Here is a 25,387-nt window from a genome sequence, read left to right as displayed (position 1 = left end):
GGCGTTGACGGTTGACTGTTCACGGCGTCAACAGTCAACTCTCAACAGTCAACATCATGTATGAGTGTAACCGGAAATGAGATGAGTTCTTCAGTCCTCTTTGAGAGGACTTTAGCTATTAGACAGGGGTTTCAACCCCTGGCGGGCTCGCGGGAGGACTGTAATTTAACTTCTCACTACTTGCCTAGTTTCTTGCCAGAGCGATCGATATTGCTGAATACCCGCATCCCCAAAAGGCAGCATAAAGTCGCTAGCAGCAAGAATCTTCGCATCCGGCAACAACACAGAATTAGTGCGAACAGCTTCCGGCAAATCTTCGGGTTTCATGCCGACAATTATCGGCGAACTAGCCTTAGCCAGCAAAGATAATTGAGGAGCAACCCGAGGTTGTAAGCAAAAATCAATCCATTTTTCCACTAACGAAACTGGATTACCGGATGCTGGTTGTACCCACAAATCTGTCCAAAGTGCAGTTCCCGAAACCGGAACTACTAAAGCAATATCCTTTTGAGTTTGCAGCAGCGGCAGCAAGTCCCCAGAGGAACCTACTGCCAACCAAGTATCGCCTAAAACTAATGGTTGCAGGTAAGAATCAGAACTATAAAGTTTAACTTGTTGGTGCAGATTTGCGAGTTCTTTTTTAAGATTTGGGACTTGATCTAATTGCTGCGTATTGTAAGATTTTCCGAGTTTTTTTAATGTTAAACCGATAACTTCTCTGGCACTGTCCGGCAGAGAAATTCGATCGCGCAATTCGACTCGCCACAAGTCTTTCCAATCTGTCGGAGTCCACCCCAAAGCCTTAAATTTGTCGGTTCGATAAGCAATTACCGTGCTTCCCCAGCGGTAAGGTGCAGCCCACACTTTACCTTGAGGATCTAATTTACCCTCATCGTTGCGCCTGACGAGTTTTTGCCATCTTTCGGGCAATTGTGGCCAATTAGCAAACTTAGCAGGATCGATCGGCTTAATCAATTTTTGCCTAATTGCCAAAGTCAGCCAGTAATCTCCCAACATCACCAAGTTAGCTTGATTTTTTGATTCGGGAACCTGTTTCCACTGCTGCAACAGGGCGAATAATTCTTTTAATTGTCCTTCTTGCGTTACCTGCAAAAGCGGAGACGGTTGTACATCGCGGCTAAATTTGCTTACCAGTTGGGCCGGAATACCGTTTTTGAGCGATCGAATTTTGAGAATGGGCTTCGAGTCGCACCCTGCCGCCAATTGACTTAAAGTTAGGGTGGCGGCCCCCAATAGCAAAGACCTTCGTTTCACCTGTCAATCCGCTTTTCTAAATATTGACCCATCGTTTTGTGTTCTACAGCCGGGGAAATAATTGTTTGTCGAGTCCGGTAGTTGGCGCCGATTTGTCTTATTTCTTTTTCAAACACAGAGCCATTGTACTCGGTTCTGCTGCCAAGAGAGCCTGTTTGACCGAAAGCATCCAGGATACAAGCCCCCGAATTTATCCGTGGGGTCAATGCTTCAATTCTCAAATCTAAAATCTAAAATCTAAAATCTAAAATCGATTGGCTCTTGCCCTGATTTTACCTTCTACCTTGTCGATCGAGCTTTCGGATGCCGAAAACTCCGTCAACTTAACGCCTGATTTCTCTGCCCCAAGTTCCTTTGATCGAGTTTTGCTCGGCAGCCCGGTTGATCGACTGCATCTGTGTTACATTTTTTAATATAACGAAACAACGAGAGCGCTGCCATCTGCCGTTGGATGAGGCTTTTTACACAACCGAAGTGAAAAATTATTTTTAAATCTGCCACAGCTTAATAACTAAAAAAACTAAACATCCATTCATCTGAATCCTGAAAGCACTGGCGAGAGCGAAGTCAATCTAATAAGACGCTCTGCGATCCGACTCTCAGAAACCCGACGTTTTAACTCTGATTGAAGGTTTGAACGAAGTATGGGGGTTAACCAACCCGGTTCCTGTGTCCAAGACTATGTAAAACCTAAAATCTAAAATCTACAATCGACTCACGAATGGCGAGCGATTATCTTCAAGCTGGCTTCCTAAATCTACCGCCAGGATTGGAAACACAACAATTACGTCAAAAATTAAATAATTTAGTGATAAATCCAAGTTATGTAAAGATTTACCTAAAATGTAAAGATATAAGTTACGAGCCAAAGGATAATTGTATGGAAGCGCTCCGCCAGCAAGTTACAGTATTGAGCCAACAAGTCGAGGCCCTCTACAAACTCATAGAAAACCTCAATGAAAAGCTCTTGGAGTCGGCTAAGGAGACGAAGCTGACCCAGCAACAGAGAAACGATCGCTCTGGAACGCTAGGAAATGACCAAACCTCGCCCTATCAAAGCTACAGCAGTCTCGACGCCCTCCTCGAACACAAGGACATACTGTTAGATGACAACTACTTCGACAAGAATTCTCAAAGCTTGGAAAAAGAGCTGAGCGCAGAGATTCAAATCCAGCGCTTAACAGCTCAGCTAACAGCAGCTTACAATCGAATTGCCGCCTTGGAAGAACAGTTGCTCTCCAAAAGAATGCACTCGCAACATCTAGGCGGGCCTAATTAAATATTGCTAGCGGGGATCGGGTAGTAATTCAAAAAAAATACAAGTTGCGTTGATTTATGCTCGTCTACTTATAGATTCATTGCATAGAGTTTTTTATCTCCCGCAATTAGCAGGGGGAATACTGCATGAAAGGGAGATATTGTGTAGAAATAGGAAGGCTATTTCTTTGGTGAACAAGATTTTTTTACAAACCGCAGAGGGCGCAGAGGACGCAGAGAGAGAGAAGAAAGAGAAGAAAGAGAGAAGTTCACAAATCTGGCATCGATTCTTATAACTATCTACTTAATGTTTAATGTCACAGCGCGAGGCTAAAGCTTCAACAGCGTGGAGGAGTTGAGTGGGAGTCCAATTTGCAGCCAAGCCACTGGCGATCGCACAGGCTCCCGCACCGACCCCTTCTTTAACATAGCCGCGATCGTAAGCTTGCAGTTGCCCGTAGCGAGATCCAGCAAAACTTAGCTGCGCGGCCAACAGAGGCACACCGCCGATATCATTAGCAAGTCCTACAGTGTCTCCTGTAGGGTCTTCGGCTACCCAGCGCGTAGTCCCCACCGCGACTTGTTCGGGAAGCCAAAAGAGAGCATATTCACGGGCTAAGGCTTGCATCAAAGCGTACACTGCCAGCATTTGCGTACCCCCGGCCAGAAGCACCCCGCAAGTTCGACTCGCGGCGATCGCCATTGCCGCCACCGCTATTTGCATCGGATCGCCCACCGCCGCTACCAATTCCAGGGGAGTGCTGTTTTGTCCGTTAATTTCCCACTCAGCATTATTGAGTCCCGCTGTCACCGCAGCCAATTTTTGAGGGTGATTGCAGCGAGGATGAGAACTATTAACTTTGCCCGCCGCTGCAATACCCAAACCCATTAACACGCCCAAAGCAGTAGTCGTTCCCCCAACTACGCACTCCCCTAAAATTAAATAGCTGCCATTAGTTTGAGCAGCCAATTTAGCTCCCCAAATTAATCCTTGTTCGAGCAAATGTTTGACTGTTTCGAGTTCTAAAGCATTCCCAGAAATCAGACACTTTGCCGGAGTGCCGCCCAAATCAATTGCAGGTACGGTAGGTGGGAGGGGCAAACCAGCATTAAATAGGTAAAGGGGAAGTTCCAAAGCTTCGACTACAGCGCGAGATATCAGTACCGGCGAGGCACCCGCTTCTAGGGGCGGCAAAGGATATTGGGGCGACGGTTGAGGGCCGTTATACAAAAATTCTGCATCGGCTAAACAAGTAAATTGCCGATCGTGCGGGGTTGCTCCTGCTGCTGAAATCCCCGGAATTAAGCCAGTAGCGGTAAATCCTAACACGCAGGCAAATATCGGTTTTCGTCCCCGATAGCGATCGAGCCACCGCTGACCCTGTTCAATTTCTGTATAAATACCAATCATAAATTAGTCATTAGTCAGTAGTCAGTAGTCAGCAGTCATTAGATATCTGGAATAATTATTGTGGAACAGGTATCCTGCCTGTTCAAGACTTGCTTTTCTGGAGAGGTCTATTAGTCATTAGTTATTAGTCATTAGTTATTTAGTAGCAATTAGCAATTAGCAATTAGCAATTAGCAATGCCCGATGCCCGATGCCCGATGCCCCATGCCCAATAACTACTCTTCTTGACACTCCCCTGGCTAAAGCCGAGGGGATTCTTGATTCGCAGAATCGACTTGCCGATGCAGAATTACTTCAACATCGGTAGCGGTCAACTCTCCACAAGCGTTCGGATCTAAGATCCTAGTTCCGACGTGCCCCGCCGTACTCAATCCCCGACTTAGGATTACTTTAGCTGCGTTGTGATCGCGATCTAACACGCAGCCGCACCGACAAGCGTGGGTTCGTGTTGATAGACTTTTCTTAACAATGGTTCCGCAGCTAGAGCATTCTTGACTCGTCCCGTGGGCTGGTACGGCAATTGTAATTCTTCCGAATACTTTACCGAAATATTCCATCCACACTCGAAACATATACCAAGATGCGTCGTTAATTGATTTAGCTAAGCAGTGATTCTTCACCATGTTTTTGATTCTCAAATCTTCATAGACTACACAGTCGTTTGACTGGATGACGCATCTTGCTAATTTCACAGCAAAATCTTTACGCTGTCTACTTATTTTGAGGTGGCGTTTTCCTAGAATTACCCTAGCTTTTTTTCTGTTTTCTGAACCTTTGACTCGCTTTGAAAGCCGCCTTTGGGCTTTCTTTAGTCGGCGCTCTCCTTTGCCCAGAAAACGCGGATTTTCGACGGTAACACCATTAGAGTCTGTGTAGAACTCTTTGAGCCCCACGTCTAATCCAATAGCATTACCTGTAACTTCAATCTTCTCGGAACGGTCAACTTGAATGCAAAACTGGACGTAATATCCATCGGCTCGTTTGACTAAGCGTACTCGCTTAATTTGACTAAGCTGATAGAAATGTAAGTCTCGCGTTCCTTTCAACTTGAGTTTTCCGATGCCTTTTTTATCGGTAAAAGTGATATATTTTCGGTCAGTTGCCATCCGCCACCCGGTCGTTTTATATTCGACCGACCCATTGTCTTTCTGAAACTGCGGAAAACCCTTTTTTCCTGGGATTTTCTTTTTACAGTTGTCGTAGAATCGGGCGATTGCCGACCACGCTCTTTCGGCGCTTGATTGTCGAGCCATGCTGTTCAAGTCATCACAAAACGTCCATTCTTTAGCTAAAACAGCGCTGTACTTATTCAAGTCATACTTGTTGACTTTTTGGTTTTCCATCCAAAATCGCAATGCTTTGTTACGGATGAATTGTACTGTTCTAATTGCTTCGTCTACAGCGGCAAATTGCTGCTTTTTTCCGTATGCTTTGAATTCAAAAACTAGCATGACTTCGACCTCATCACGATCTCCTTATGCTAACAACATCGGCTTAATATCGCTTGAGTTGTTCACAAAGCTTTACACGTAAGTTTCGTATACTATAAAGTTAGTCGTAAAAACTTGGTTCTAACAAAGGAACTGGGAGGCTAAAGCCTCCTTATGCTTTTCTTCCCCGGACTAAAGTCACGGGGTTTTCATGCTTGATCGTTATAATCGATCAAAACTTGAACCCAGCTTGGGGGCCGCGGAATTGGATTTCCCAAACGATCTAATAGCAGCAAAGCTACTAAATGTACTACAAATAAATAGACAATATTGTTAACCAAAATCATCCCGGCGGCGATCGCCGCAATTGTGTTCAAACTCGGTACATTAAGCCAGCCCAGCTTCACAAACAGCCATTCCACCATCTCTGTTACCTGGGCGGTTACGTAAACCCAGAGGTCTTGACCCACCAACGCTGACAGCAGCCAAAACCGAAAAAAGAAGCCTACAGTACCAATTACTGCACCCACACTAACAGAGAGTGACCAACTCGCTTTGCGCCTCCAAAGTCCTCCCAGCGCAACTCCCATAATTCCAAAAGGCATCACGTATAAAATGCTCCGCGTCGGGCCCATGAGTACCGACAGCAGCAAACCCGATACCAAAGCTGCCATCCAAGCTGCTCGGTTGCCCCAGCGCAAATAAACCAGGGCGATGGGTATCGGGAAAAAAACCCGCAGCAAAGGCCCCAGCGGAAAGTAATAATTTACCAGCCAAATTAAGCTAGCGGTACTTGCCAAAAAAGCCGTTTCTACCAGCCTTAAAGGCGCTTCCCCAGAGGGGCGCTTCCCCGGATCTGGATTTGTACGATCGCCAGCCAGTGCTGAAATATCGGCGGTTTGCGGCTCGTTATTTGTACTGGGTGAACTACCCGAATTAGACGCAGCATCTGCTGACAAAAAATCACTCATCCGATTTTAGATTTTAGATTTTAGATTTTAGATTTTACGGGACTTGCGCCCGATACGGCTGATTCCCGATTTTCCGATTTTAGATTTTAGATTTTAGATTTTACGGGACTTGCGCCCGATACGGCTGATTCCCGGTTTCACTGTTTGGATGCCTCGCCGCCCAATTTTATATTGCTCGCAGAAACCGGATTTCGGTAAGAACGCAAGTCTTATTTTAGATGGATTTTCTCAGCAAAAATTTTCAGCAGCACTATTTTTCGATTTTCGCTTCCTGGATTACCAAAACCGAACAAGATGCGTGGTGAACGACATAATTGCTGACGCTGCCGAGGAAAGCTTCTGCCAGCCCCGTGCGGCCACGCCTTCCCAACACTATTAAATCTGCGCCCCAATTTTCGGCGGCTTCACAGATACTATGCCCCGGAGCACCGTCCTTTTTGCAGTCAAATTCCACCTGCAATCCTTGTTTTGCTGCAGCGTCGCAGTAATTTTTCAGCAAACCCGAAGCCTGTTTTTCCTCGCTTTCCAGCCGCAAACGTTGAGCTTGATAAGCTTGATTCATTAACTCGACATTCATGCCCAAATCTACCGGAATTGGCACTGCCCTCTCGCCCAGCGTGTTGACAGTAACGCAGTTAAATAGCATCACCTGGGCCCGATCGCTCAGAGCTAATTCTAAAGCTTGACTGAAGACGCGGTGGCTCAGTTCTGAATCATCTAAGGCAACAAAAATTTTCTTAAAACTCATAGCTTTACCTCCGGCGGGAAATCATTAATATCAGTTAATTAACAGAGAGTGCTTTTGAATTAGATTCAATAAAAGCAATCTCTGATACTTCTAGACTAACAGACGCTCTAAGGCGTGCAGGTCGGGAATGCACAAAACGTCACGTTCGCGCTGAATAGTTCCTTTTTTTTCCAGCTTGCTCAGCACTCGCGTTACTGTTTCGCGAGCCAGCCCGCTGAGGCTGCTCAATTCTCTGTGTGGCAGGTTCGGTATTTCTGTACCTCCTGTTTCCATGATTTTTTTGCCTTGCCCCTCTGCCAAAAATAATAGAATATCTGCTACTCGCGAGGTACTGTCAGACTCTCGCAAACGCAGGCGGCGGTTGACTTGTCGCAGGCGACGCGCCATCAGTTGAGCTAGGCGAATGCCTGCTAGCGGCTCGGTATGAATGAGCTGCACAAAATCCTGAGATGGCATATTGCCGATCAGTGTCGGGGCTAGGGTGATGACATCTGTCGATCGCGGTGCTTCTTCGATCGCGGCCATTTCCCCGAACAGTTCTCCTTTCCCTAAAATATTCAGTGTTACTTCTTTTCCGTCTAGGTTGTAGGTGCGAATTTTCACCCAACCATCCAATATAAAATACACTGATGTTCCCCAGTCATTTTCGAGTAAAATCACTTGATTTGCCGGATGACTGCGGGTAACGATGTGGAGAGTTGCTCTCTCAATTACAGGATCGGGCAAGCCTGCAAAAAAAGGAGTAGAAACTATCAATTGATTTATATTGGACTGCGGATCTCGGGTGTTAAAGCGGTCTTCCATGAGGCCATCATTTTAATTTATGCGCTGGATCTGCGCTGGGCAGTTAGAAATAGCTTGCAGCCGAGTCATTCGATTTGAGATTCAAGATTTGAGAAACAAGGATCTAAAATCGGCAATTTTACCTCTAAAGTTTTGCGGTCAAAGGCCCAATATGGGAATTAATAGCCTCAAGCTCTGATTGCGAGCTAGAAACTAAAGAATATACCATAATTTTTTAGATATATACCACTGAGCCAATTTTATTAACAAAATTTTAGCAATGTGGCAAACGACTGAGCCGATCGAATTACCTTTGAAAGCACTTCGCGAAGACAAGTTTAACACTGCTGAGAGATTTGTTGTCAGTCAGCCCAGCAGTCGAGAAGGCAGAATCCACGAGCACAAGGCTGCAAGCACGGTAGACAGATCCCAAATCCGAGCAACTGCCTAGAACCTGGCAAATGTCAGCACGATCGGCAAAATCCACAGCCATTGCGAGCCTAAAGACTGGCGCTCTTCGCGAGCGAAACCCACCCACTTCCCAGCCAACTTTTCTGCTAGCCCAAGATTATTGTACCATTAGTATCTAGCCACGAATACATATAAAAGGCTATAATTAAAGGTTACTCAAACCCAGTATACGGGGACAATCCCGAATCTCGGTATCCCAAATCGCAAATTATTTGAGGTTTTTTCCAAGTCGGTGAAAGATGAAGAGACAGTGGCGCGCCGCCATGCTAACGAAACTCGCGGTGACAGTGTGCGGCCCGCCGTTGAAGCGGGTGAAGGCAAAAGTTTGTGGGGATCGCAGCTATTCCGAGCAGGAATCAGCCTCCGGGTCAGGAAACTCGCCCCTGAGCCACCGAATTTGACGGCACTTGCAGTTGATAGAAGCGGGCATTTGGTGCGGAAGTACCGGCTAACCTATGATAGGCAATAGAAGTTATCCGAAGATAAAACGTTAATTAACAGTTGTCAGAAAATATTAGTAAATTATTGACTGACTCGCATTCAGGATACAAGCCCCCGGATTCATCCGTCCAGAAATAAAAAACCTGTATCCGATGAAACTTGCCGAACGTATTTATCCGTGGGGTCAATGCTTCAATTCTTTAATCTAAAATCTCAAATCTCAAATCGATTGACGGACTCGCATTCAGATTATTCTATCTATTGGCATCGCTGCCGCCTGACTTCAGTCTTTTTTCGGTAAAGTTTCTCCCAAGCCGCATTCCCAGAGGTTCCGCCCTTGAATTCTCAGAAGTACAAAATTCAAGCACTGATTGCTGAGATAGACGAGGTACTCAGCAAGCCCGCACCCCGCTTGCCTTGGACTGGTTCTCTTGATACTGTCCACCAGCGCCAACTTTTAGAGCGAGTTCGCGCTTATCTGGTTTCCTCAGACTCAAAGCTAACGGCCCCAAAGGCCCCCGCCCGCCCAAATGTCCGCCCGCAACCAGTTCCAGTACCCAAAGTGCCTCTGCCCGCCCCTGGCCCCTCAGCTGCAGAGCAAATCATGCTTGCCGTAACCGGAGAAATCAGCCACCTGCGTTCCAGCCTGACAGGGCCGCTCCAAGAAGACATAGAAGCTCTGCGGCAAGAGCAGCAAGCTCTAATTCAAGAAATCAAACTGCTAGAAGCAAAACGGCAGCAGCAACAATCCCTAGCTCAGCAACAAGCCAACCAACAGCAAATCATTGGTGAATTCTTGCAGGTACTGACTGCCCGCTTGGAAGAAACCTTGACTAGCGATTTCTCCCAAATTCTAAGTTCCCTAGAAAATCAGTTATTGCAAAGCAGCGCAGCACCTTACTCTTTGGGCAGTGGACCTGATGAACAATCGGCTATTGACGTAACACTTAACCCACAAACCTCAGAAGAACACCCGCTGCTGACGCCGGCTCAGAGGTTGGAGCAAATGCAACTGTTCCAATCTCATGCTGACAGTCTGCTGATGAGTCTCGATTCTAGGATGGCTATCGTGTTCGAGGCTTTGCAAGGAAATCTGCAAAGCTATCAAGCTTCCTTGAGACAAGAACTCGAAAATATGTACGGTTTGAGCCAGCAGAGCGAGGCGATGTTCGCGGCTTTGGTCAACCACTTGGCCTCACAGTTGGGGCGAGAAGCTTCTTCCTACGTTCAACAGCCGATCGATTTAGCAAATAATCTCGAAACCGTCACCCCAACCGCAGCCGATCAATCTTCTGTCGCTCCCGCCCCTTCAAATACTGCGATCGAGAACTCAGCCACAGAGACTCAGACTGGAGACTCGGTGCAGGAAATTCGCACCGGCGAATTCGGAGAACAAGACAGATTTCCCTACGCCGGTACAGAAATTTCTCCGCAATTCAGACAGTTGAGGCGCGACCGCGATCGCATTCAAGCCCCAATTTTGCTCCCGGAGTTGCAAGATAATTTGTTCGATTCTGCACCCGAAACATCGGGAAATGCAACGGAGTTTACTGGCGGTGAATCGGAGAATAGCTTAACAGAAACAGGCGAAAATATTGAGGATTTGTATGCAAGTTTGTTCGCGGGAGAAGCGGTTCCTGAAGTAGAATTACAAATCGAAAGTACCCCCGTAGAAACTACTGTAATTGAGCCCCAAAGTGAAGGTGTACAATATCGAGCGTCGGCGGACGAGGAAACTGCCGAATCGCTAAAAATGACCGAAGATTTGTTTGTAAATCTGCTGGATGAAGGCGAATCTCTGGAAGAGATTTTAGTAGATGAAGATTCAGACTTGGTAATGGGGAATTCTGTAGAGTCTCTAACTTTAGATAGTGCAGATTTATTTGAACCGCAAGGGGCAACAGTACCTCAAGTTTCAGAAGCACCAGCCTCAACCGCCGAGGTGCAACTTGACGCGGACGATCGAGAAAATCTAGAAACGGCTCAAAACCAAGGCGAGCAGTTCGGCGCTACAGTCCCTCAATCAGCAGCTTTGCCGTTGAGAACATCTGCCGAAATTAGCCCAAACCGCCCCAGTGCCGAGTCCCGTGTGCCGAGTGCCGGTGACGTTCAAACTGGCGAGTTCGACTCATCCTCGCAGCGCCTCGATGAGGGGTACATCCAAGCTTCGCCGGACGAGGACTTGCTGCCGGTCGAGGCATTAGAAGATGACCTCGATCGAGCTCTAAATTTGGACAACAATACTCTGGAACTTTTGGAGGCAGACCTCTACAATCTGGAGGGATTGGAAAATACTAGCTTCGGGCGATCGAATTTCTCAGTCGCTAACAGCTTGGATTTATCGGCGAGTTCCCCCGAAGGCATTGCAAACAATCCCTTTGCGGAGGCGGCAGAGGAAGAACTCGGCACGCTGGAGGATTTGTTCTCGGATGTGTTGGAACTCTCCTCTGATGATGAACCCTTTGTTTTGGAAAACGAACTTGAGGATGATTTGTTTGCGGAGGAAGACGACTCGAATTTGACGCTAGACGAGATTTTGGCTAGTTTGACCGAGACCGATCGACCTTTGACGGATTCTCCCCCTCCAGAAACTGCCGAAACTAACGAACTGCGATCGAGTCCTCCAGAAAGTCAAAAAAAAAACCTAATTTCGACAGAGAGTAAAGCAGGAGTTGTTCAGGGGAAAACCGATTTTAGCGAGTTAGCCGGGCCACAGCAGCAAGACTCGGCTGGGCATTCTGCAGCAGGTGCGATCGCCCCATCACAACGCCGGAATTCTAGCTGGTATTTAGGCATTGATTTCGGTTCCACCGGCCTGTCTGCGGCTTTGCTCGATCGCACCAGCGGCGAGTTGCACCCGATTTACTGGGAAGCATCGCAGGCTGAGGCTTGGGCAGCAGACGCCAGTTGTCGGATTCCCTCGGCTGCGGTGCTGGCGAACACAGCCCCAGGAAGCCTAGGGTCAGAGGTGACAGTCAAGTCGGTGGGATTCCGACCCCAGGCTTTGGCTGCAGGAGAATTTTTACTGGAAAATTTTAAATGGCCTTTAAAGGTGGGCATTCCTTATCAGCGGGAAGCGGATGGGATGTACGAACCGCTGTTGCAGTGGTCGCCCTTGCAGGCTTTTTCGATCGCCTTGCCGCTGCAATGCGTGCGGGCACTGCTGGCTACTTTGAATCCGAGTTTGCGGGGACAAAAATTTGCCGAATCAGGGGAAATTTTGGATTCTGCACCAAGGGCGAATTTTGCAGGATTGCCAGTTTCTAATTTAATTTGTAGGGCTTCGGGACTGACGCCAGAAACTCTCGATGCGGCGCTTTTAGACTTGCAGGGTGTAATTTTGGGGACTCCGGCCGGCTGGTCGGATGTTTATATGTTTAATCTGCAGGAGGCGGTTTTGGGCGCGTCTCTGGTGGCTTCTGATTCGCAAATTTTTGTGGTGGAAGATGCGATCGCCACTTTGCTTGCTGCTGTAACTCCTGTGAAAAATAACATGGAAGTCGAGTCGTCAGCCGTGGATTCTGCTAAGGGCGGTGAAGAAGCTGCACCGCTGGCTGTGAATGCTTCGTCTTTTAGCGGGGGAACTTTGATTTTGAATGCGGGGGCGGCGACGGTGGAATTAGCTTTAGTTGAGTTGCCGTCTAATCTTCAAGATTTAAGTCGTGCTGATTTTACTTGCCACAGTTTTGATGCGGCTGGCGATGCTTTCGATCAGGATATTATCTGTCAGTTGTTGGCTAAAAATGAAACTTGGGGAATGTCGATCGATTTGCCACGTCCTGGCCATCCTGATTTGCCGAACCGCTATCAATTGCAGCAGCGGTTACAAGGTTCTGCTTTTGGCCTGCAATTGTTAGAGGCGGCAAGGCAAATAAAAGTTATTTTGCAACATCAAAAAAGTTTTACTTTGGATATTGGCCAGCAGCATTGGGATGTCAAGCGCAAAGATTTGGAAAGTCTGGTTTTAGTGCCTTTTGTGCAGCAGTTGAATCGTGAATTGAATGCTTTGCTCAGCCGCGCGGGGATGTCGCCGGCGGGGATTAATCAGGCGATTTGTGCGGGGGGTATGGGTGCTTGGCCTGCGATCGCCCGCTGGTTGCGGCAGAAGCTGCCGAATGCGATCGTGGTTCAAGACCAGGAATTGCACGGCGATCGAGATATTTTTGAGATTGACAATTCTGCATTAAATTCTGTATCTCAAAGTACAAATTTTCCCCAAAAAATTGGTCGAGTTGCCTGCGGGTTAGCGAGTTTGGCTCTCTATCCTCAAATTTTGGGTGTGTCGCAGCAGCAGTACAGCGACTTTTTTCTGCTCTGGGAATTAATGCAGGTTTTGGGCCAGGAAACTCTGAGCTTTCAGGAAATTTTGCAGTTGTTGGAACGCCAAGGCGTGAATACCCGCACCTGCGAACCCCGAATTTTGCGGATTTTGGAAGGAAATTTGCCGGCGGGACTTGTGCCTGCGGAGGAAGATTTCATGCTGCTCGCCGAGGAGTCGAGGCAAAATCCTGATTGGGAAGCAATTTGGGCTGAGCCGCTTTTCATTGAAGATGTCTCACGGGGTTATCGTTTGAATCTGGAACACGCCTCTGTTGTTCGCGAATATTTAGGCAAACTCGCCTCTAGCAGCCAGCAAAAATTGTTAGAGCCGCTAACACTTGCTTGGGATGTTCGCACCGATATTTATCGCTAAACGGCAAAAAACCCGGTTTCTCAGTAGAATCCTCCCTGTCTTCGGGGAAGGGTTCTAGTCGAAACCAGGTTTTTTTGCGTCCAGGACTAACTTTTTTCTGTAAATGTACGCAAGTTTACATAAACTTTATACGTTTTTATAGAAAACACATAGAAACTTTATAAAAGTGTGAGTGCTTTTTAAAGATTGTGCAAAGCTGAGCATTTCAGGTTCTGCAGATTTGGGATGGCTAATAAGATGGACGTAAGAGATCGTTAAAGTTGAGACAAATCATATGAAATTTCCGATGGGTGCCTCGTCGAAATCATCATTATCAGAAATGCTGTCCTTATTTTTTCAAGAATTTACTTACAGAGTCGGTGTATCAAAACAACAGCATCACCGATCCGTAACGAGCAAGGTAAAACGGTCGATCGATATTTTGGGCTCGCTGCTGGGACTGGCAATTGCTGCAGTGGTGGCGGTGCCGGTGGCAGTGGCGATGCTGTGGGACAATCCGGGCCCGCTGCTTTACAGTCAAGTCCGCTGCAGCTTCAAAGGGCGACCTTTCAGAATATGGAAATTTCGATCGATGGTTGTCGGTGCAGAAAACCTCAAACATTTAGTTAGGAACCAAGCCAAGGGTCACATTTTTAAGAATGAAAATGACCCGCGAATTACCCGCGTCGGCCGCTTTTTACGGTGCACGAGTTTGGACGAGTTGCCTCAATTCTGGAATGTGTTAGTTGGCGACATGAGTTTAGTGGGAACTCGACCGCCAACTCCCGATGAAGTTGCTGCCTATGACGATTTTCACTGGCAGCGTTTAAATGTCAAAGCCGGTATTACTGGGGAGTGGCAAGTCAACGGACGGTCTGGAGTTAAAGACTTTGACGAGATTGTCCGCATGGATCTCGACTATCAGCGCAAGTGGTCTGTTGTCTACGACATCACTCTGATTTGCCAAACAATTGGGGTTGTCTTCAGTAAAAACGGTGCGTGTTAATAGACTTGCTGTTTGGGTTGTTTTGGGATTTTAAATTTTAGGGAAAACCGGGGATGAAATAGTAGGAAACGGATTAAATGTATGTTAATAGAATTAGCGATTGGTGATGCTTACGGTGCGGGTTTTGAATTTGTTGACCAGCAGACGATCGAATTGTACAACAATCTCAACGGCTACATCAAGCATCCCCGTCACGACATTCAGCCTGGGTGTTACACCGACGATACGCAGATGAGTTTAGCCGTCGCAGAAGCTATCGTCAGCCGAGAACCTTGGACACCGGAACTTTTAGCCAGCAAATTTGTTGCAGCTTTTGGGCGCGATCGGCGATTGGGTTATGCTGGTAAATTTTACAATTTTTTGCTACAAGTTCAAGACGGAAAAGAATTCTTAGACAAAATTCACTCCGCTAGCGATAAAAGCGGATCGGCGATGCGAGCAGGCCCCATTGGAATTTTTCCTACTATTGAAAAAGTTATCGAAAATGCTACCATTCAAGCTGCCATTACTCACAATACTCCTGATGGCATTAAAGCAGCTAGAGCGGCCGCTTTGATGTCTCATTACTTTATTTATCAGCTAGGTTTAAAGAAGAATTTGGGAAATTTTCTAGAAAAGCACGTCCCTGGTGAGTGGTCGATACCTTGGCAAGGAGAAGTCAGCGTTAAAGGTGTGGTCTGTGTTAGAGCAGCTATTACTGCGGTCATGCGAAATGATAGTATGAGCACACTGCTCCAAGATTGCATTGCTTTTTCGGGAGATGTTGATACAGTAGCAACAATTGCTTTAGCTGCTGGTTCCTGTAGCAATGAAATTGCCCAAGACCTGCCAGAAAATCTGGTACAAGGATTAGAAAATCTATCTTACGGCAGAGATTATATTATAGAACTGGATCGACAGTTAATGAATTGCGCGATCGACTTCTGACTTCTTCCTGAGATAGGTTACATCCGTTAAATCCCTTACACTGCTTCGTTGCCGAACTTCTTTCTATTAGGACTAAGACCAACTGTCACAAATAGGGTTAAATTTTAGGTATGTAGTTGCGCTTTAGCGCTCTTTCCTAAGCTAAGAGCGCTAAAGCGCAACTACATACCTTTGTTTGATTTTGCCCTTTGCCTTAGTCATATCTATTATGAATTTGCCTAATTTGATTACTTTTTCTCGCTTGCTGGGAGTACCTTTCCTGCTCTACGGTTTGTACGACCCAAGCGCTCAAAGCCGCTGGATTTGCACCGCAATTTTTGTGGTAGCTGCGGCTACTGATTGGCTGGACGGCTATTTGGCTAGGAAGCTGAATCAAATTACCGATTTGGGTAAGTTTCTCGATCCTTTGGTGGATAAATTGTTGGTGCTCGCGCCGCTTTTAGTGTTGATTGAGTTGGGTCGAGTCCCGGCTTGGGGAGTGTTTTTGATTTTGGGCAGGGAGTTGACAATTGCGGGGTGGCGTGTTAATAAAACTACGATTTCGGGAGCTAATATTTGGGGGAAGTTGAAGACGGTGAGTCAGATTGTGGCGATCGCACTTTTAATTGCTCCTCTGTCTGAAGCGTGGAATTTTCCGGCATTAATTGCTTTTTGGGTTTCTGTGGCTTTAACTTTGATTTCTGGCGCTATTTATCTGTGGCCGGAAAAGACTGCTGAGGACAAGTAAATCGGTTTTTTAACCGCAGATGAACGCGGATTAACGCAGATAAAAACTACGATATAGTTGTAGGGACACGGCACTGCCGTGTCCTAGCCGTAGCTTAATAATGACTCCCAGATTTCCGGTAATGCACCGCTGTCACGCCGTCATTTTTCAGCAAATGACCGTTTTCAACCGCCGCATAAACTACCCAGTGATCGCCGCATTCCATCCGACTTATCACTTCGCATTCCAGATAAGCTAGAGCATCAGTCAAAACTGGACAGCCGTTGCTAGCTTCCATTGTTTCGACTCCCGCAAATCTGTCTTCTCCCGGAGCAAAGTTTTTCATGAAATACTTCCGCAACTGTCGCCCTTCGGCTAAGATGTTGAGTACAAACTTATCTCCGGCATACATCAAAGCTTCGATCGATCGATCTTTCGCCACCGCAATCGTCACGCCAGGGGGATTAAACGTTGCTTGCGACACCCAGGAAGCCAGCATCGCACTGGTGACATCCCCCCGCTTCGCCGAGAGTACGCACAGCGAACCAACGAGTCTTCCTACTGCTTGTTCAGTGCGATCGCTCCCCGCTGCTAACTGGGGTTTCGGTGTCCGCAATTTTTGCGATCGAATCAAAGCTTGAGCAAAATCCGTTCCCGCTTCTTTGCACTCGTGAATCGTCGTCGCCGTCGGCTTAAACTTGGCTCGAATCGGCTCAAATCCAATTCGATAGCCGGCATCTTTCAGCTTGTTTTCCACTAAGTCGATCGCCTCTCCACTCCAGCCAAAAGAACCGAAAACCCCCGCTAGTTTGCTCTTAGTTGCGGTGGATAAAACAATTCCCAAAGCTGTTTGAATTTGCGTCGGAGCGTGTCCTGCTAGCGTGGGAGTTCCGATGATAAATCCCGCGCATTTTTCGATCGCCTCTTGAATTTCTCCCGGTTCGGCAAATTCGCAGTTAATACTTTCCACCGCAACGCCGGCTTTCGTAATTCCTTTGGCGATCGCCTGCGCTAAAGTCGCCGTATTTCCGTAAGCCGAAGCATAAATCAAAGCAACTGTCAAGTCCTTTGAATTTTGTTGCTGGCTCCATTCCCGATACAAATTGCTCAGTTCATTAAGGCCGTAACGGACGATCGGGCCGTGACCGGGAGCATAAAATGCTGCTGGTAAATCGGCGAATTTATCCATTGCGGTCAGCACTTGTTTTGCCTGAGATGCGTGCAGGGAATCGTAATAATAGCGCCGATCTTCGGTGTAAACGCTCCACCCTTCATCGAATACTTGGTCGCCGCAAACGTGAGCTCCAAATAGTTTGTCAGTGAACACGATTCGAGTGTGCGGATCGTAGGTGCAAAGTTCATCAGGCCAGCGAGGAGTGGGAGTCGCGATGAATTTTAAGGCGTGACCTTTACCTAAGTTGAGAGTTTCTTCTCCCCGAACGATCATAATGTTTAATTCTTGGTCGGGAAAAGCGGCCCGCAAACTAATTGCTGCTGGATTAGTGCAAACCAAAGCTACTTGAGGAGCTAATTCTAACAGAGCTTTAATCGTGGTTGCTCTGTTAGCATTAAAATGCCCCAAAATCACGTAATCCAGCTTTGTCAAGTCCACCCGTTTCTGCAAAAATTCCAGATAATTTTGAGTAAAAGATTCCCCTGGCGGGTCGAACAAAGCAGTTTTGTCAGCTTGAATAATATAGCTATTTGCTGTCGTCCCCTTTTGCAGCGAATACTCGACTTCAAATTTGAGTCTGTCCCAAGTGCGCGATCGCACAATAAAAGTATCGAGTGCGATCGGGATAAACTGCACGTCGCGGGGTTTGGCATCCGATGCGAGTCTAGGAGTCAAAGTGTTAGTCATTAATTGCACCTATGAGAAACTGAACTACAGAACTTCTTTTGATTTCGTGCCAAAACTTGGTATCTACAATGTCAAACCTTGCACCTCTACCCTGTAAATTGGTATCGAGGTCAGTCAGAAATTCCCTGGTTTTCAGATCGTCCCCAATTTGGATAAAGCTAACCCCAATTTCTTCATCTTTCTCTATTTTATTTGCCGCACTTACAAGAATTTCGGCAACAGCAGCGGTATTTTCTGGTTTTTGATCTAGGACTGCAACAATTATTGCTCCGTTCTTCCCTGTGGGATTTGTTTTGCTTGCGAAATAGTCGCTAAAAGTTGCTGTCAGAGCTTCTTCCAAATGAATTGTAGTCGGCTTTGCTGAATCCGGTTCCGTATTTTGTCGCTGCAAAATTTCAGCTAACCGCGCTACATTGGAATTTTTATACTTCCACATAGGAGTAGAAGCTTCGTAAAGGGTGATGCCGTCGCTGTCAAATTGCTGACATTTTTTTGCTAAGTCGATCAGAGATGCCTGTGCTTCTACCCAATCCTCGTACCAAGGATGGTGAGGGTCTCTGCTGGCATCGCTTCGGGCAATAATAATTGTGTAATCTCGGTCTTCTAAAAGATTGGCAGGCATTGGCAATTCCCCTAGTTAAAATGGAGTCAAAATGACAACGGTTTGCCCGGTTTGCTGCTTGTGGCGCACCCAACACCCAGAACCCGGTAAGGTGCGCCACAAGCACCCAACGTTGAGAGTTTTTGGGTAGCCAGTTGCGTCCTAGACTGTAATTGTAGGGTGCGGCTGTACATAGTCGATGATGAAGTCGAATAAAACATCGGCTGACGCACCTTACTAATACGTTTGAGGTGTGTTGACTCAGACAGTCGATCGATATATCGTTGAATTTCCCTCTTGCTTCTGACAACTGCCAACAGTCAACAGTCAACTGACAACCGTCAACTGTCAACCGTCAACTGACTTCCTAATAGTGATTTCCGACTTTTCGGTGGTGAACTGCCGGCAGTGCATCTGGATTGGAGACGCGGCCGCTATCGACGATCGCATATACGATATGATGATCCGAAAGTTCCATCCGGCTGACTACTTCGCATTCCATGTAAGCCAAAGCATCTGTCAAAATCGGAGAACCGTTGGTAGCAGGTTGAGTTTTAACTCCGGCAAATCGATCGGCACCAGGAGCAAAACGCTTTAAAAAGTGCCTCATCAAGGTTTGATAATTGCCTTCTTCCAGCACGTTGAGAACAAATTTATCTCCCGCGTGCATCATCGATTCGATAGCCCGATCCTTCGCAACTGCTATTGTTAAACCTAGCGGTTTAAAGCTAGCTTGAGTTACCCAAGAAGCCAGCATCGCACCGCTAACATCGCCTTTTTGGGCGGTGATGATGTACAGTCCGCCACTGATTCGTCCCAAAGCTTTATCGAGGTCGCTGTCGAGGGATTTCATCTGTTTGACTGCTTTGTCCCGCGTCAGCCACTGTCCCAAGTCGGTGCCGGCTTCGTCGCAAAGTTGATAACTCGCTTCTGTCGGTGATTCTTTAATTAAAATGTTGGGAAATGCTTCTTTTAAACCCAACTCTTTGAACTTGTTTCGCAGCGGGTAAACTGATACGTCATCGCCGCCACCGGATTCACACAAACCGAAAGATTGTTTGTTGTTAGCTGCAACTAAAATTGTGTTGATTGCGGCTTCGGCATTCACAGCAGCAGTACCACTACTCGGCGGCGAACAAATTACGATACCGGCGGCGGTACCGACAAGTTCGCGGACTTCTTGCAAGTCGGCGATTCTCAAATCCATCATTTCCACGGCGACACCGGTTTTGGTGATACCGTGGGCGATCGCTTGGCTGAGTCGATCGCTAAATCCGTAGTCGGAGGTGTAAAATACCGCTACAGTGGTTTCTGCCTTAGCTTGCGCTTGGCTCCACTTTTTGTAGCGTCCGGTAAGTTCAACTACGTTGTGCCGCAGCAACGGCCCGTGACCGGTAGCAACTGTACCGATTTCTCCCAATTCTGCCATCCGCTTCATTGCAGCGAGTACCGATCGAGCATTGGGACCCATCAAACACTCATAATAAAAGTGGTAATCTTCCTCAATTGCTGCTAAATCGTCATCGAAGGTGCTGTCAGAACAGTAGTGCATCCCGAAAGCGTCGCAGGTAAACAGCACTTGAGTTTTGCTGTCGTAGCTAAAAATAGTATCGGGCCAGTGCAAGTTCGGCGCCGATACGAATTCGATAATGTGGTCGTTTCCTAAATCTAGTTTGTCCCCGTTTTTGACTACCAATCGCTCAAATGGTTGGTGTACAAGGTTTTCTAAAAATTGAATTGCTACTTTGGCCCCCACGACAATGGCTTGGGGTGCCAACGCCAGCACGTCTTTGACTAAACCGCTGTGGTCTGGTTCGGTGTGGCTGATAATTAAATAGTCAATCTCTTTGGGGTCAATTTCGCCCGTCAGAGTGTCCATGTATTGCTGGCGAAACTTCTCGTGCGAGGTATCGACGAGGGCTGTTTTTTCACCGCGAATGATGAATGAGTTGTATGTTGTACCGTTTTTGAGTCCGAATTCGATGTCAAAGCGGTCTCTATCCCAGTCCAGGCATCGAATTGCCGTTGTGTCAGGGGCAATTTCGACTTTTTCCACCGTCAATCTGCGTTGGACTCGTTCAGTCAGCGCTACCATCAGTGCCTCCTTGTCTTTTACCCATTACCTTATTGTCTTCATTCTGACACGTTTCTTTTGTAAATCTTTATCAAATTTCCTATCACTCAGTTAAGCATCCCAAAAGTTATCTATAACTCTTGACAAAAAGCAAATATGTGTGGTATGGAAAGCAAGTTTGATCGATTGGGCGATCGAGGTACTGAGTTTTGCATGGAAATTCCTCTCCCGCAGTCAATTAGTTAGTAGCCACTTAACTTGTACAAAATGTGCAGTAAGACGATCGAATAAAAAAATCCCAAATCCACAAGCCCCAATCAATTAAGTGATGTAAAGCTATCTCTGAAAGTTCCTTTGATAAAACTAATTTGGGGTGACAATTAGGACAGTCGCAACAGCGATTGCAGGAGTGGTGGGAACTAAAAACTGCCCAAAATATACCGAATGTCAAATTGCCATCTTGGTTTGATTCCCCCATCTTGTGGGCGATCGTTAAAGCCGCTTTTTGGTTAATCTTAGCATTGCTCGCAGTCTGGGCGAGTTGGCAGATTTGGCAACTGTTACGTTTTTATATTCATAATTTCAAAAAGAGGAATCAAACAACTGATGGAAGTGCGAAAAAAACAATTAACGATTTGTCGGTAGCAGAGTGGTTGTTGCAATCGCAAAAGTTGCAGCAGCAAGGGAAATACCGCCAAGCTTGCCGCTGTGTTTACATGGCGGTGTTGCAGCGGTTAAATGATGCGGGAACTGCGGTTCACCAACCCAGTCGCACTGATGGCGAATATTTGCAATTAATCCAGCAATTACCCCAGCCCGTGCCTTACGAAACTGTGATAACAATACATGAGCAACTATATTTTGGGAATACGGAAGCTGACGCCTCAACCTTTGAACAGTGTCAGCAAGCTTATCAACAAATTAAGGATTAAGTAGGTAAGCGCAAAAAAACAATAATATCCAATCGATCAATTTAGCGACGGGTTTTACCAACAATAATTGCCACAAACCAACAATCTCAAAAAACCCCACCCAATAGCCAATTGCCATCTACTTTTTTCAATATACAAGGGTTCAAGGTCGTACTATAATAACGGGCGTAGCATCTAAGAGTACGACCTTGAAAGGGTTCTATCAGACCGAAGTAGCAAATGGGTTGAAGGAACTCGATCCAGTACCAGCCCCAGCAATGGGATTCTGGTCGAGGGCGCCCACAATCGACCCTGTAGGTGAAGGCCACCACCAGTTCTGGGTGCCAGCGACTGTCACACTAGGATGAGCGCTCGCCACCCAATTGAAATAGTTGGTGATGAAATTGCTTATATCCACTGCTCCCACAAGCAAGCTGGAATCCTGTGGCAGGATACCACCGATCGCACTAGCCGAACGATCGCCAGTAAGTGGATCGTCGAAGACAATACTCGCTGCACTTAAGGGATCGACCCGAGCAGGTGCAACCTCATCGTCTAGGATGTTCAAAATGGCGGTGCTTTGCGTTTCAATCGTGGCATTGCCTGTAGGGTTGGTCAAACTTAAGTTGACAGTTTCGAGATCCTCCTCCAAAGCGTCATCGACTCTCCCAAGAGTGATGGTTTTGTCTGCGGTGTCCCCAGAGGCAAAATTCACAGCAAGGGGAACATTGAAGTGGTCATCAGGGTTTGTAGCAGTACCATTGGTCAACTCCACCGTGGCTGAGACCGCGCCAGTAGCACTGCCAATGGGAGTAACTGTCACGGCTGCAATCGGGGTGTCATCTTCGTTATCGATCGGAGTAGGTGCAACCTCATCGTCTAGGATGTTCAAAATGGCGGTGCTTTGCGTTTCAATCGTGGCATTGCCTGTAGGGTTGGTCAAACTTAAGTTGACAGTTTCGAGATCCTCCTCCAAAGCGTCATTGACTCTCCCAAGAGTGATGGTTTTGTCTGCGGTGTCCCCAGAGGCAAAATTCACAGCAAGGGGAACATTGAAGTGGTCATCAGGGTTTGTAGCAGTACCATTGGTCAACTCCACCGTGGCTGAGACCGCGCCAGTAGCACTGCCAATGGGAGTAACTGTCACGGCTGCAATCGGGGTGCCATCTTCGTTATCGATCGGAGTAGCGATCGGAGTAGCGATCGGAAGATTGGTCACAGGAGCGATCAGAGAACCGATCGGAAGATTGATCGGAGTAGCTGGAACATCATCGTCTACGATGGTCAAAGTAGCGGTGCTTGGCGTTCCAATCGAGGCATTGGCTGTAGGCAGGATCAATCTTAACTGGAGAGTTTCGGGCTCCTCCACCAAAGTATCGTTGATGATCGGAATGGTGATGGTTTTGTCTGCGGTGTCCCCACTGGCAAAATTCACAGCAAGGGGAACATTGAAGTAGTCACCAGAGGTTGTAGCAGTCTCATCGGTCAACTCCACCGTGGCTGAGACCGCGCCAGTAGCACTGCCAATGCGAGTAACTGTCACGGCTACATTCGGTGTTCCATCTTCGTTGACGCTAAATTCTTGAGCACTAAATTGCAGGCTGGTGTCATCGTCCACGATATCCAAAGTGGCGGTCTTTTGCGTTCCAAGCGAGGCATTGCCTGTAGGCTGGGTCAACGTTAACTGGAGAGTTTCGAGATCCTCCACCAAAGTATCGTTGACGATCGGAATGGTGACAATTTTGGGTGCGCTGTCCCCAGCCCCAAAATTAACAAAGATGGGAACATTGCTGTAGTCATCAGGGGCTGTAGTCACATTTGTCAAGTCCACCATGGCTGAGACTGCGCCAGTCGTACTGCCAGTGCGAGTGACTGTCACGGCTGCAATCGGCGTTCCATCTTCGTTGACGCTAAACTCTGGAGCACTAAATTGCAGGGTGCTGTCATCGTCCACGATGTCCAAAGTGGCGGTCTTTTGCGTTCCAAGCGAGGCATTACCTTTAGGCTGGGTCAACGTTAACTGGAGAGTTTCGAGCTCCTCCACCAAAGTGTCGTTGACGATCGGAATGGTGACGGTTTTGGGTGCAGAATCCCCACTGGCAAAATTCACAGCAAGGGGAACATTGAAGTAGTCACCAGGGGTTGTAGCGCTACCATTGCTGAGGTTCACCGTGGCTGAGACTGCGCCAGTCGTACTGCCAGTGCGAGTGACTGTCACGGCTACATTCGGCGTTCCATCTTCGTTGACGCTAAACTCTGGAGCACTAAATTGCAGGGTGCTGTCATTGTCCACTATGTTCAAAGTGGCAGTATTTTGCGTTCCAAGCGAGGCATTACCTGTAGGCTGGGTCAACCTTAACTGGAGAGTTTCGAGCTCCTCCACCAAAGTGTCGTTGACGATCGGAATGGTGACGGTTTTGGGTGCAGAATCCCCACTGGCAAAATTCACAGCAAGGGGAACATTGAAGTAGTCACCAGGGGTTGTAGCGGTACCATTGCTGAGGTTCACCGTGGCTGAGACTGCGCCAGTCGTACTGCCAGTGCGAGTGACTGTCACGGCTGCAATCGGCGTTCCATCTTCGTTGACGCTAAACTCTGGAGCACTAAATTGCAGGCTGGTGTCATTGTCCACTATGTTCAAAGTGGCGGTGCTTTGCGTTCCCAAGGTGACACGGCTGGTGCCGGTGGGGTTGGTCAATCTTAAATTAACGGTTTCGTTACCCTCGACCAAGGTGTCATCGACAATGGGAATGGTGATAGTCTTAGCTGCGGTGTCCCCATTGGCAAAATTGACGCTGATGGGAGCATTGTTGTAGTCTCCAGGGGCTGTAGCAGTTCCATTAGTGAGGTTCACGGTAGCTGATGCGGTGCCGACGCTGCTGCCAGTGCGAGTGACTGTCACGGCGGCAACAGCCGTCCCATTTTCGTTGACGCTAAAGGTTGGAGCACTAAACTGAAGGCTAATCGGATCTTCAGTTCCTTGATATTCAATGTTCCGCACCAGGTAGTCGGAACCATCGTCTTTGAAGGGGGTAGCGACGTAGGCAGCGGTGGCGCTATCGTAGGCTTTGGTGGAGAACCGCAGTTCGTCAAAAGTAGCGCCGCCCAGAGGGTTTGCATCTATCTTGAATTTGAAACTGCCATCGGTTCGATCGCCAATGAAAGTCACTCCATCTGAAGACACAGCGAGCGGTTTTGGAGCGATCGGAGCGTTGAGGCGAGTGAAAGTAAAATTGGTAGCCGGTACCAAAACCCCATTATTGAAGACTTGCAGGAGACCAACTTCGTTACCTTGATCGCCCAAACCTGGACTTGTTTTGGGACTCAATGCACTGAGGTCGATCGTGGCGCTAGTAATGTCTTGGTTATCTGCCCATTTCACCTTCAGCGCCTGAGATTGATTGGTGTTGGGGTTATGGTTGATTTCCGCCCGATTTTTCTTAGCGTCGGTAAACCAACCATCATAAGAGGATGGGGCACCAATACCACCGGTACTGCCGTAGCTCAACCAGCTTTTAGGGTTTTCGTTCGTTGCTAAGGTGAGGTTGCTGATGACACTAGGGTTAAGATAGTCAGTTTCAAAGCCATCAAAAGCTATTCCAGACAGTTTGATGCCTTGATTCTGGGCGGCAGTAGGCCATTTTGCGATCAGGTCATTGAGAGCGCTGTAATTATTGGTTTGACCCAAAGAACCAGTGAATGAAGTAGCCATAGCTTCTGTGTTAGTGATGAGTAATTAAGGATTAGAAGTGACTGAAAACCAGATGTTGGGCTTTCTTTATCGTTATCAGTCACTGCAAGAAAAATTTCGTCATAAGTAGGTGCAGATAAATCCTGGAAAA

Annotated in this window: 20 protein-coding genes; 9 read left to right on the top strand and 11 right to left on the bottom strand. The window is 47.3% G+C overall.

All coding sequences use genetic code 11. The features are described from left to right. Window positions 1–165: 165 nt before the first annotated feature. Complete coding sequence (locus tag QUB06_RS02965) at window positions 166–1,275, bottom strand: extracellular solute-binding protein (protein ID WP_333434042.1); 1,110 nt, start codon at window positions 1,273–1,275, stop codon at window positions 166–168. Further along, a complete protein-coding gene (locus QUB06_RS02960) occupies window positions 1,272–1,481 on the bottom strand; it encodes a phycobiliprotein lyase (RefSeq protein ID WP_333434041.1) in 210 nt (69 codons plus the stop codon). Before QUB06_RS02960 ends, QUB06_RS02965 begins: the two co-directional genes overlap by 4 nt. Window positions 1,482–1,529: 48 nt before the next feature. Between QUB06_RS02960 and QUB06_RS02955 the strand changes: the two genes are divergently transcribed. Further along, on the top strand, window positions 1,530–1,688 hold the full coding sequence (locus QUB06_RS02955) for a hypothetical protein (protein WP_333434040.1): 159 nt from the start codon (window positions 1,530–1,532) through the stop codon (window positions 1,686–1,688). A gap of 308 nt (window positions 1,689–1,996) precedes the next feature. After that, window positions 1,997–2,554, top strand: coding sequence for a hypothetical protein (locus QUB06_RS02950; RefSeq protein WP_333434039.1), 558 nt, complete (start codon window positions 1,997–1,999; stop codon window positions 2,552–2,554). 282 nt (window positions 2,555–2,836) lie between these two features. Here QUB06_RS02950 and cobT read toward each other — a convergent pair whose 3' ends face one another. The 5 genes from cobT to QUB06_RS02925 form a co-directional block, all read right to left on the bottom strand. Beyond that, entirely contained in the window at window positions 2,837–3,943 is a 1,107-nt protein-coding gene (gene cobT, locus QUB06_RS02945; RefSeq protein ID WP_333434038.1) for a nicotinate mononucleotide-dependent phosphoribosyltransferase CobT, read from the bottom strand. Window positions 3,944–4,182: 239 nt separating this feature from the next. After that, a complete protein-coding gene (locus QUB06_RS02940; protein ID WP_333434037.1) occupies window positions 4,183–5,394 on the bottom strand; it encodes a transposase in 1,212 nt (403 codons plus the stop codon). A gap of 188 nt (window positions 5,395–5,582) precedes the next feature. Then, the gene (locus QUB06_RS02935; protein WP_333434036.1) at window positions 5,583–6,344 is read right to left on the bottom strand and encodes a DUF2232 domain-containing protein; all 762 of its coding nucleotides are present in this window, start codon (window positions 6,342–6,344) and stop codon (window positions 5,583–5,585) included. A gap of 250 nt (window positions 6,345–6,594) precedes the next feature. Beyond that, window positions 6,595–7,092, bottom strand: coding sequence for a universal stress protein (locus QUB06_RS02930; protein ID WP_333434035.1), 498 nt, complete (start codon window positions 7,090–7,092; stop codon window positions 6,595–6,597). Window positions 7,093–7,182: 90 nt separating this feature from the next. Next, the gene (locus QUB06_RS02925) at window positions 7,183–7,896 is read right to left on the bottom strand and encodes a Crp/Fnr family transcriptional regulator (RefSeq protein ID WP_333290119.1); all 714 of its coding nucleotides are present in this window, start codon (window positions 7,894–7,896) and stop codon (window positions 7,183–7,185) included. A gap of 259 nt (window positions 7,897–8,155) precedes the next feature. Between QUB06_RS02925 and QUB06_RS02920 the strand changes: the two genes are divergently transcribed. The 6 genes from QUB06_RS02920 to pgsA all read left to right on the top strand — a co-directional run bounded on the left by QUB06_RS02920 (window position 8,156) and on the right by pgsA (window position 16,119). Beyond that, a complete protein-coding gene (locus QUB06_RS02920; protein ID WP_333434034.1) occupies window positions 8,156–8,326 on the top strand; it encodes a hypothetical protein in 171 nt (56 codons plus the stop codon). 252 nt (window positions 8,327–8,578) lie between these two features. After that, window positions 8,579–8,815, top strand: coding sequence for a hypothetical protein (locus tag QUB06_RS02915; RefSeq protein ID WP_333434033.1), 237 nt, complete (start codon window positions 8,579–8,581; stop codon window positions 8,813–8,815). A 309-nt stretch (window positions 8,816–9,124) separates the two neighbouring features. After that, window positions 9,125–13,480 (top strand): hypothetical protein, encoded by a 4,356-nt coding sequence (locus tag QUB06_RS02910; RefSeq protein ID WP_333434032.1) that lies wholly within the window; start codon window positions 9,125–9,127, stop codon window positions 13,478–13,480. 274 nt (window positions 13,481–13,754) lie between these two features. Next, window positions 13,755–14,465 (top strand): sugar transferase, encoded by a 711-nt coding sequence (locus tag QUB06_RS02905; RefSeq protein ID WP_333434031.1) that lies wholly within the window; start codon window positions 13,755–13,757, stop codon window positions 14,463–14,465. Window positions 14,466–14,546: 81 nt separating this feature from the next. Continuing rightward, window positions 14,547–15,392, top strand: a complete 846-nt coding sequence (locus tag QUB06_RS02900) for an ADP-ribosylglycohydrolase family protein (protein WP_333434030.1) — start codon at window positions 14,547–14,549, stop codon at window positions 15,390–15,392. Between the two features lie 208 nt (window positions 15,393–15,600). After that, entirely contained in the window at window positions 15,601–16,119 is a 519-nt protein-coding gene (gene pgsA / locus QUB06_RS02895; RefSeq protein WP_333121563.1) for a CDP-diacylglycerol--glycerol-3-phosphate 3-phosphatidyltransferase, read from the top strand. A 94-nt stretch (window positions 16,120–16,213) separates the two neighbouring features. Here pgsA and QUB06_RS02890 read toward each other — a convergent pair whose 3' ends face one another. The 3 genes from QUB06_RS02890 to QUB06_RS02880 form a co-directional block, all read right to left on the bottom strand. Beyond that, a complete protein-coding gene (locus QUB06_RS02890; protein WP_333434029.1) occupies window positions 16,214–17,959 on the bottom strand; it encodes a diflavin flavoprotein in 1,746 nt (581 codons plus the stop codon). Further along, complete coding sequence (locus tag QUB06_RS02885; protein ID WP_333434028.1) at window positions 17,952–18,581, bottom strand: hypothetical protein; 630 nt, start codon at window positions 18,579–18,581, stop codon at window positions 17,952–17,954. Before QUB06_RS02885 ends, QUB06_RS02890 begins: the two co-directional genes overlap by 8 nt. A 346-nt stretch (window positions 18,582–18,927) precedes the next feature. Continuing rightward, window positions 18,928–20,655, bottom strand: coding sequence for a diflavin flavoprotein (locus QUB06_RS02880; RefSeq protein WP_333434027.1), 1,728 nt, complete (start codon window positions 20,653–20,655; stop codon window positions 18,928–18,930). A gap of 380 nt (window positions 20,656–21,035) precedes the next feature. Here QUB06_RS02880 and QUB06_RS02875 point away from each other — a divergent pair, with 380 nt between their 5' ends. Next, window positions 21,036–21,566, top strand: a complete 531-nt coding sequence (locus QUB06_RS02875) for a DUF4129 domain-containing protein (protein ID WP_333434026.1) — start codon at window positions 21,036–21,038, stop codon at window positions 21,564–21,566. A gap of 202 nt (window positions 21,567–21,768) precedes the next feature. Here the strand turns inward: QUB06_RS02875 and QUB06_RS02870 are convergent, their stop codons facing one another. After that, window positions 21,769–25,257 (bottom strand): Calx-beta domain-containing protein, encoded by a 3,489-nt coding sequence (locus tag QUB06_RS02870; protein ID WP_333434025.1) that lies wholly within the window; start codon window positions 25,255–25,257, stop codon window positions 21,769–21,771. Between the last annotated feature and the right edge of the window lie 130 nt (window positions 25,258–25,387).

The organism is Microcoleus sp. D2_18a_D3 (assembly GCF_036702455.1).
Classification (GTDB): domain Bacteria; phylum Cyanobacteriota; class Cyanobacteriia; order Cyanobacteriales; family Microcoleaceae; genus Microcoleus.
This window is presented reverse-complemented; position numbering and strand designations above follow the sequence as displayed.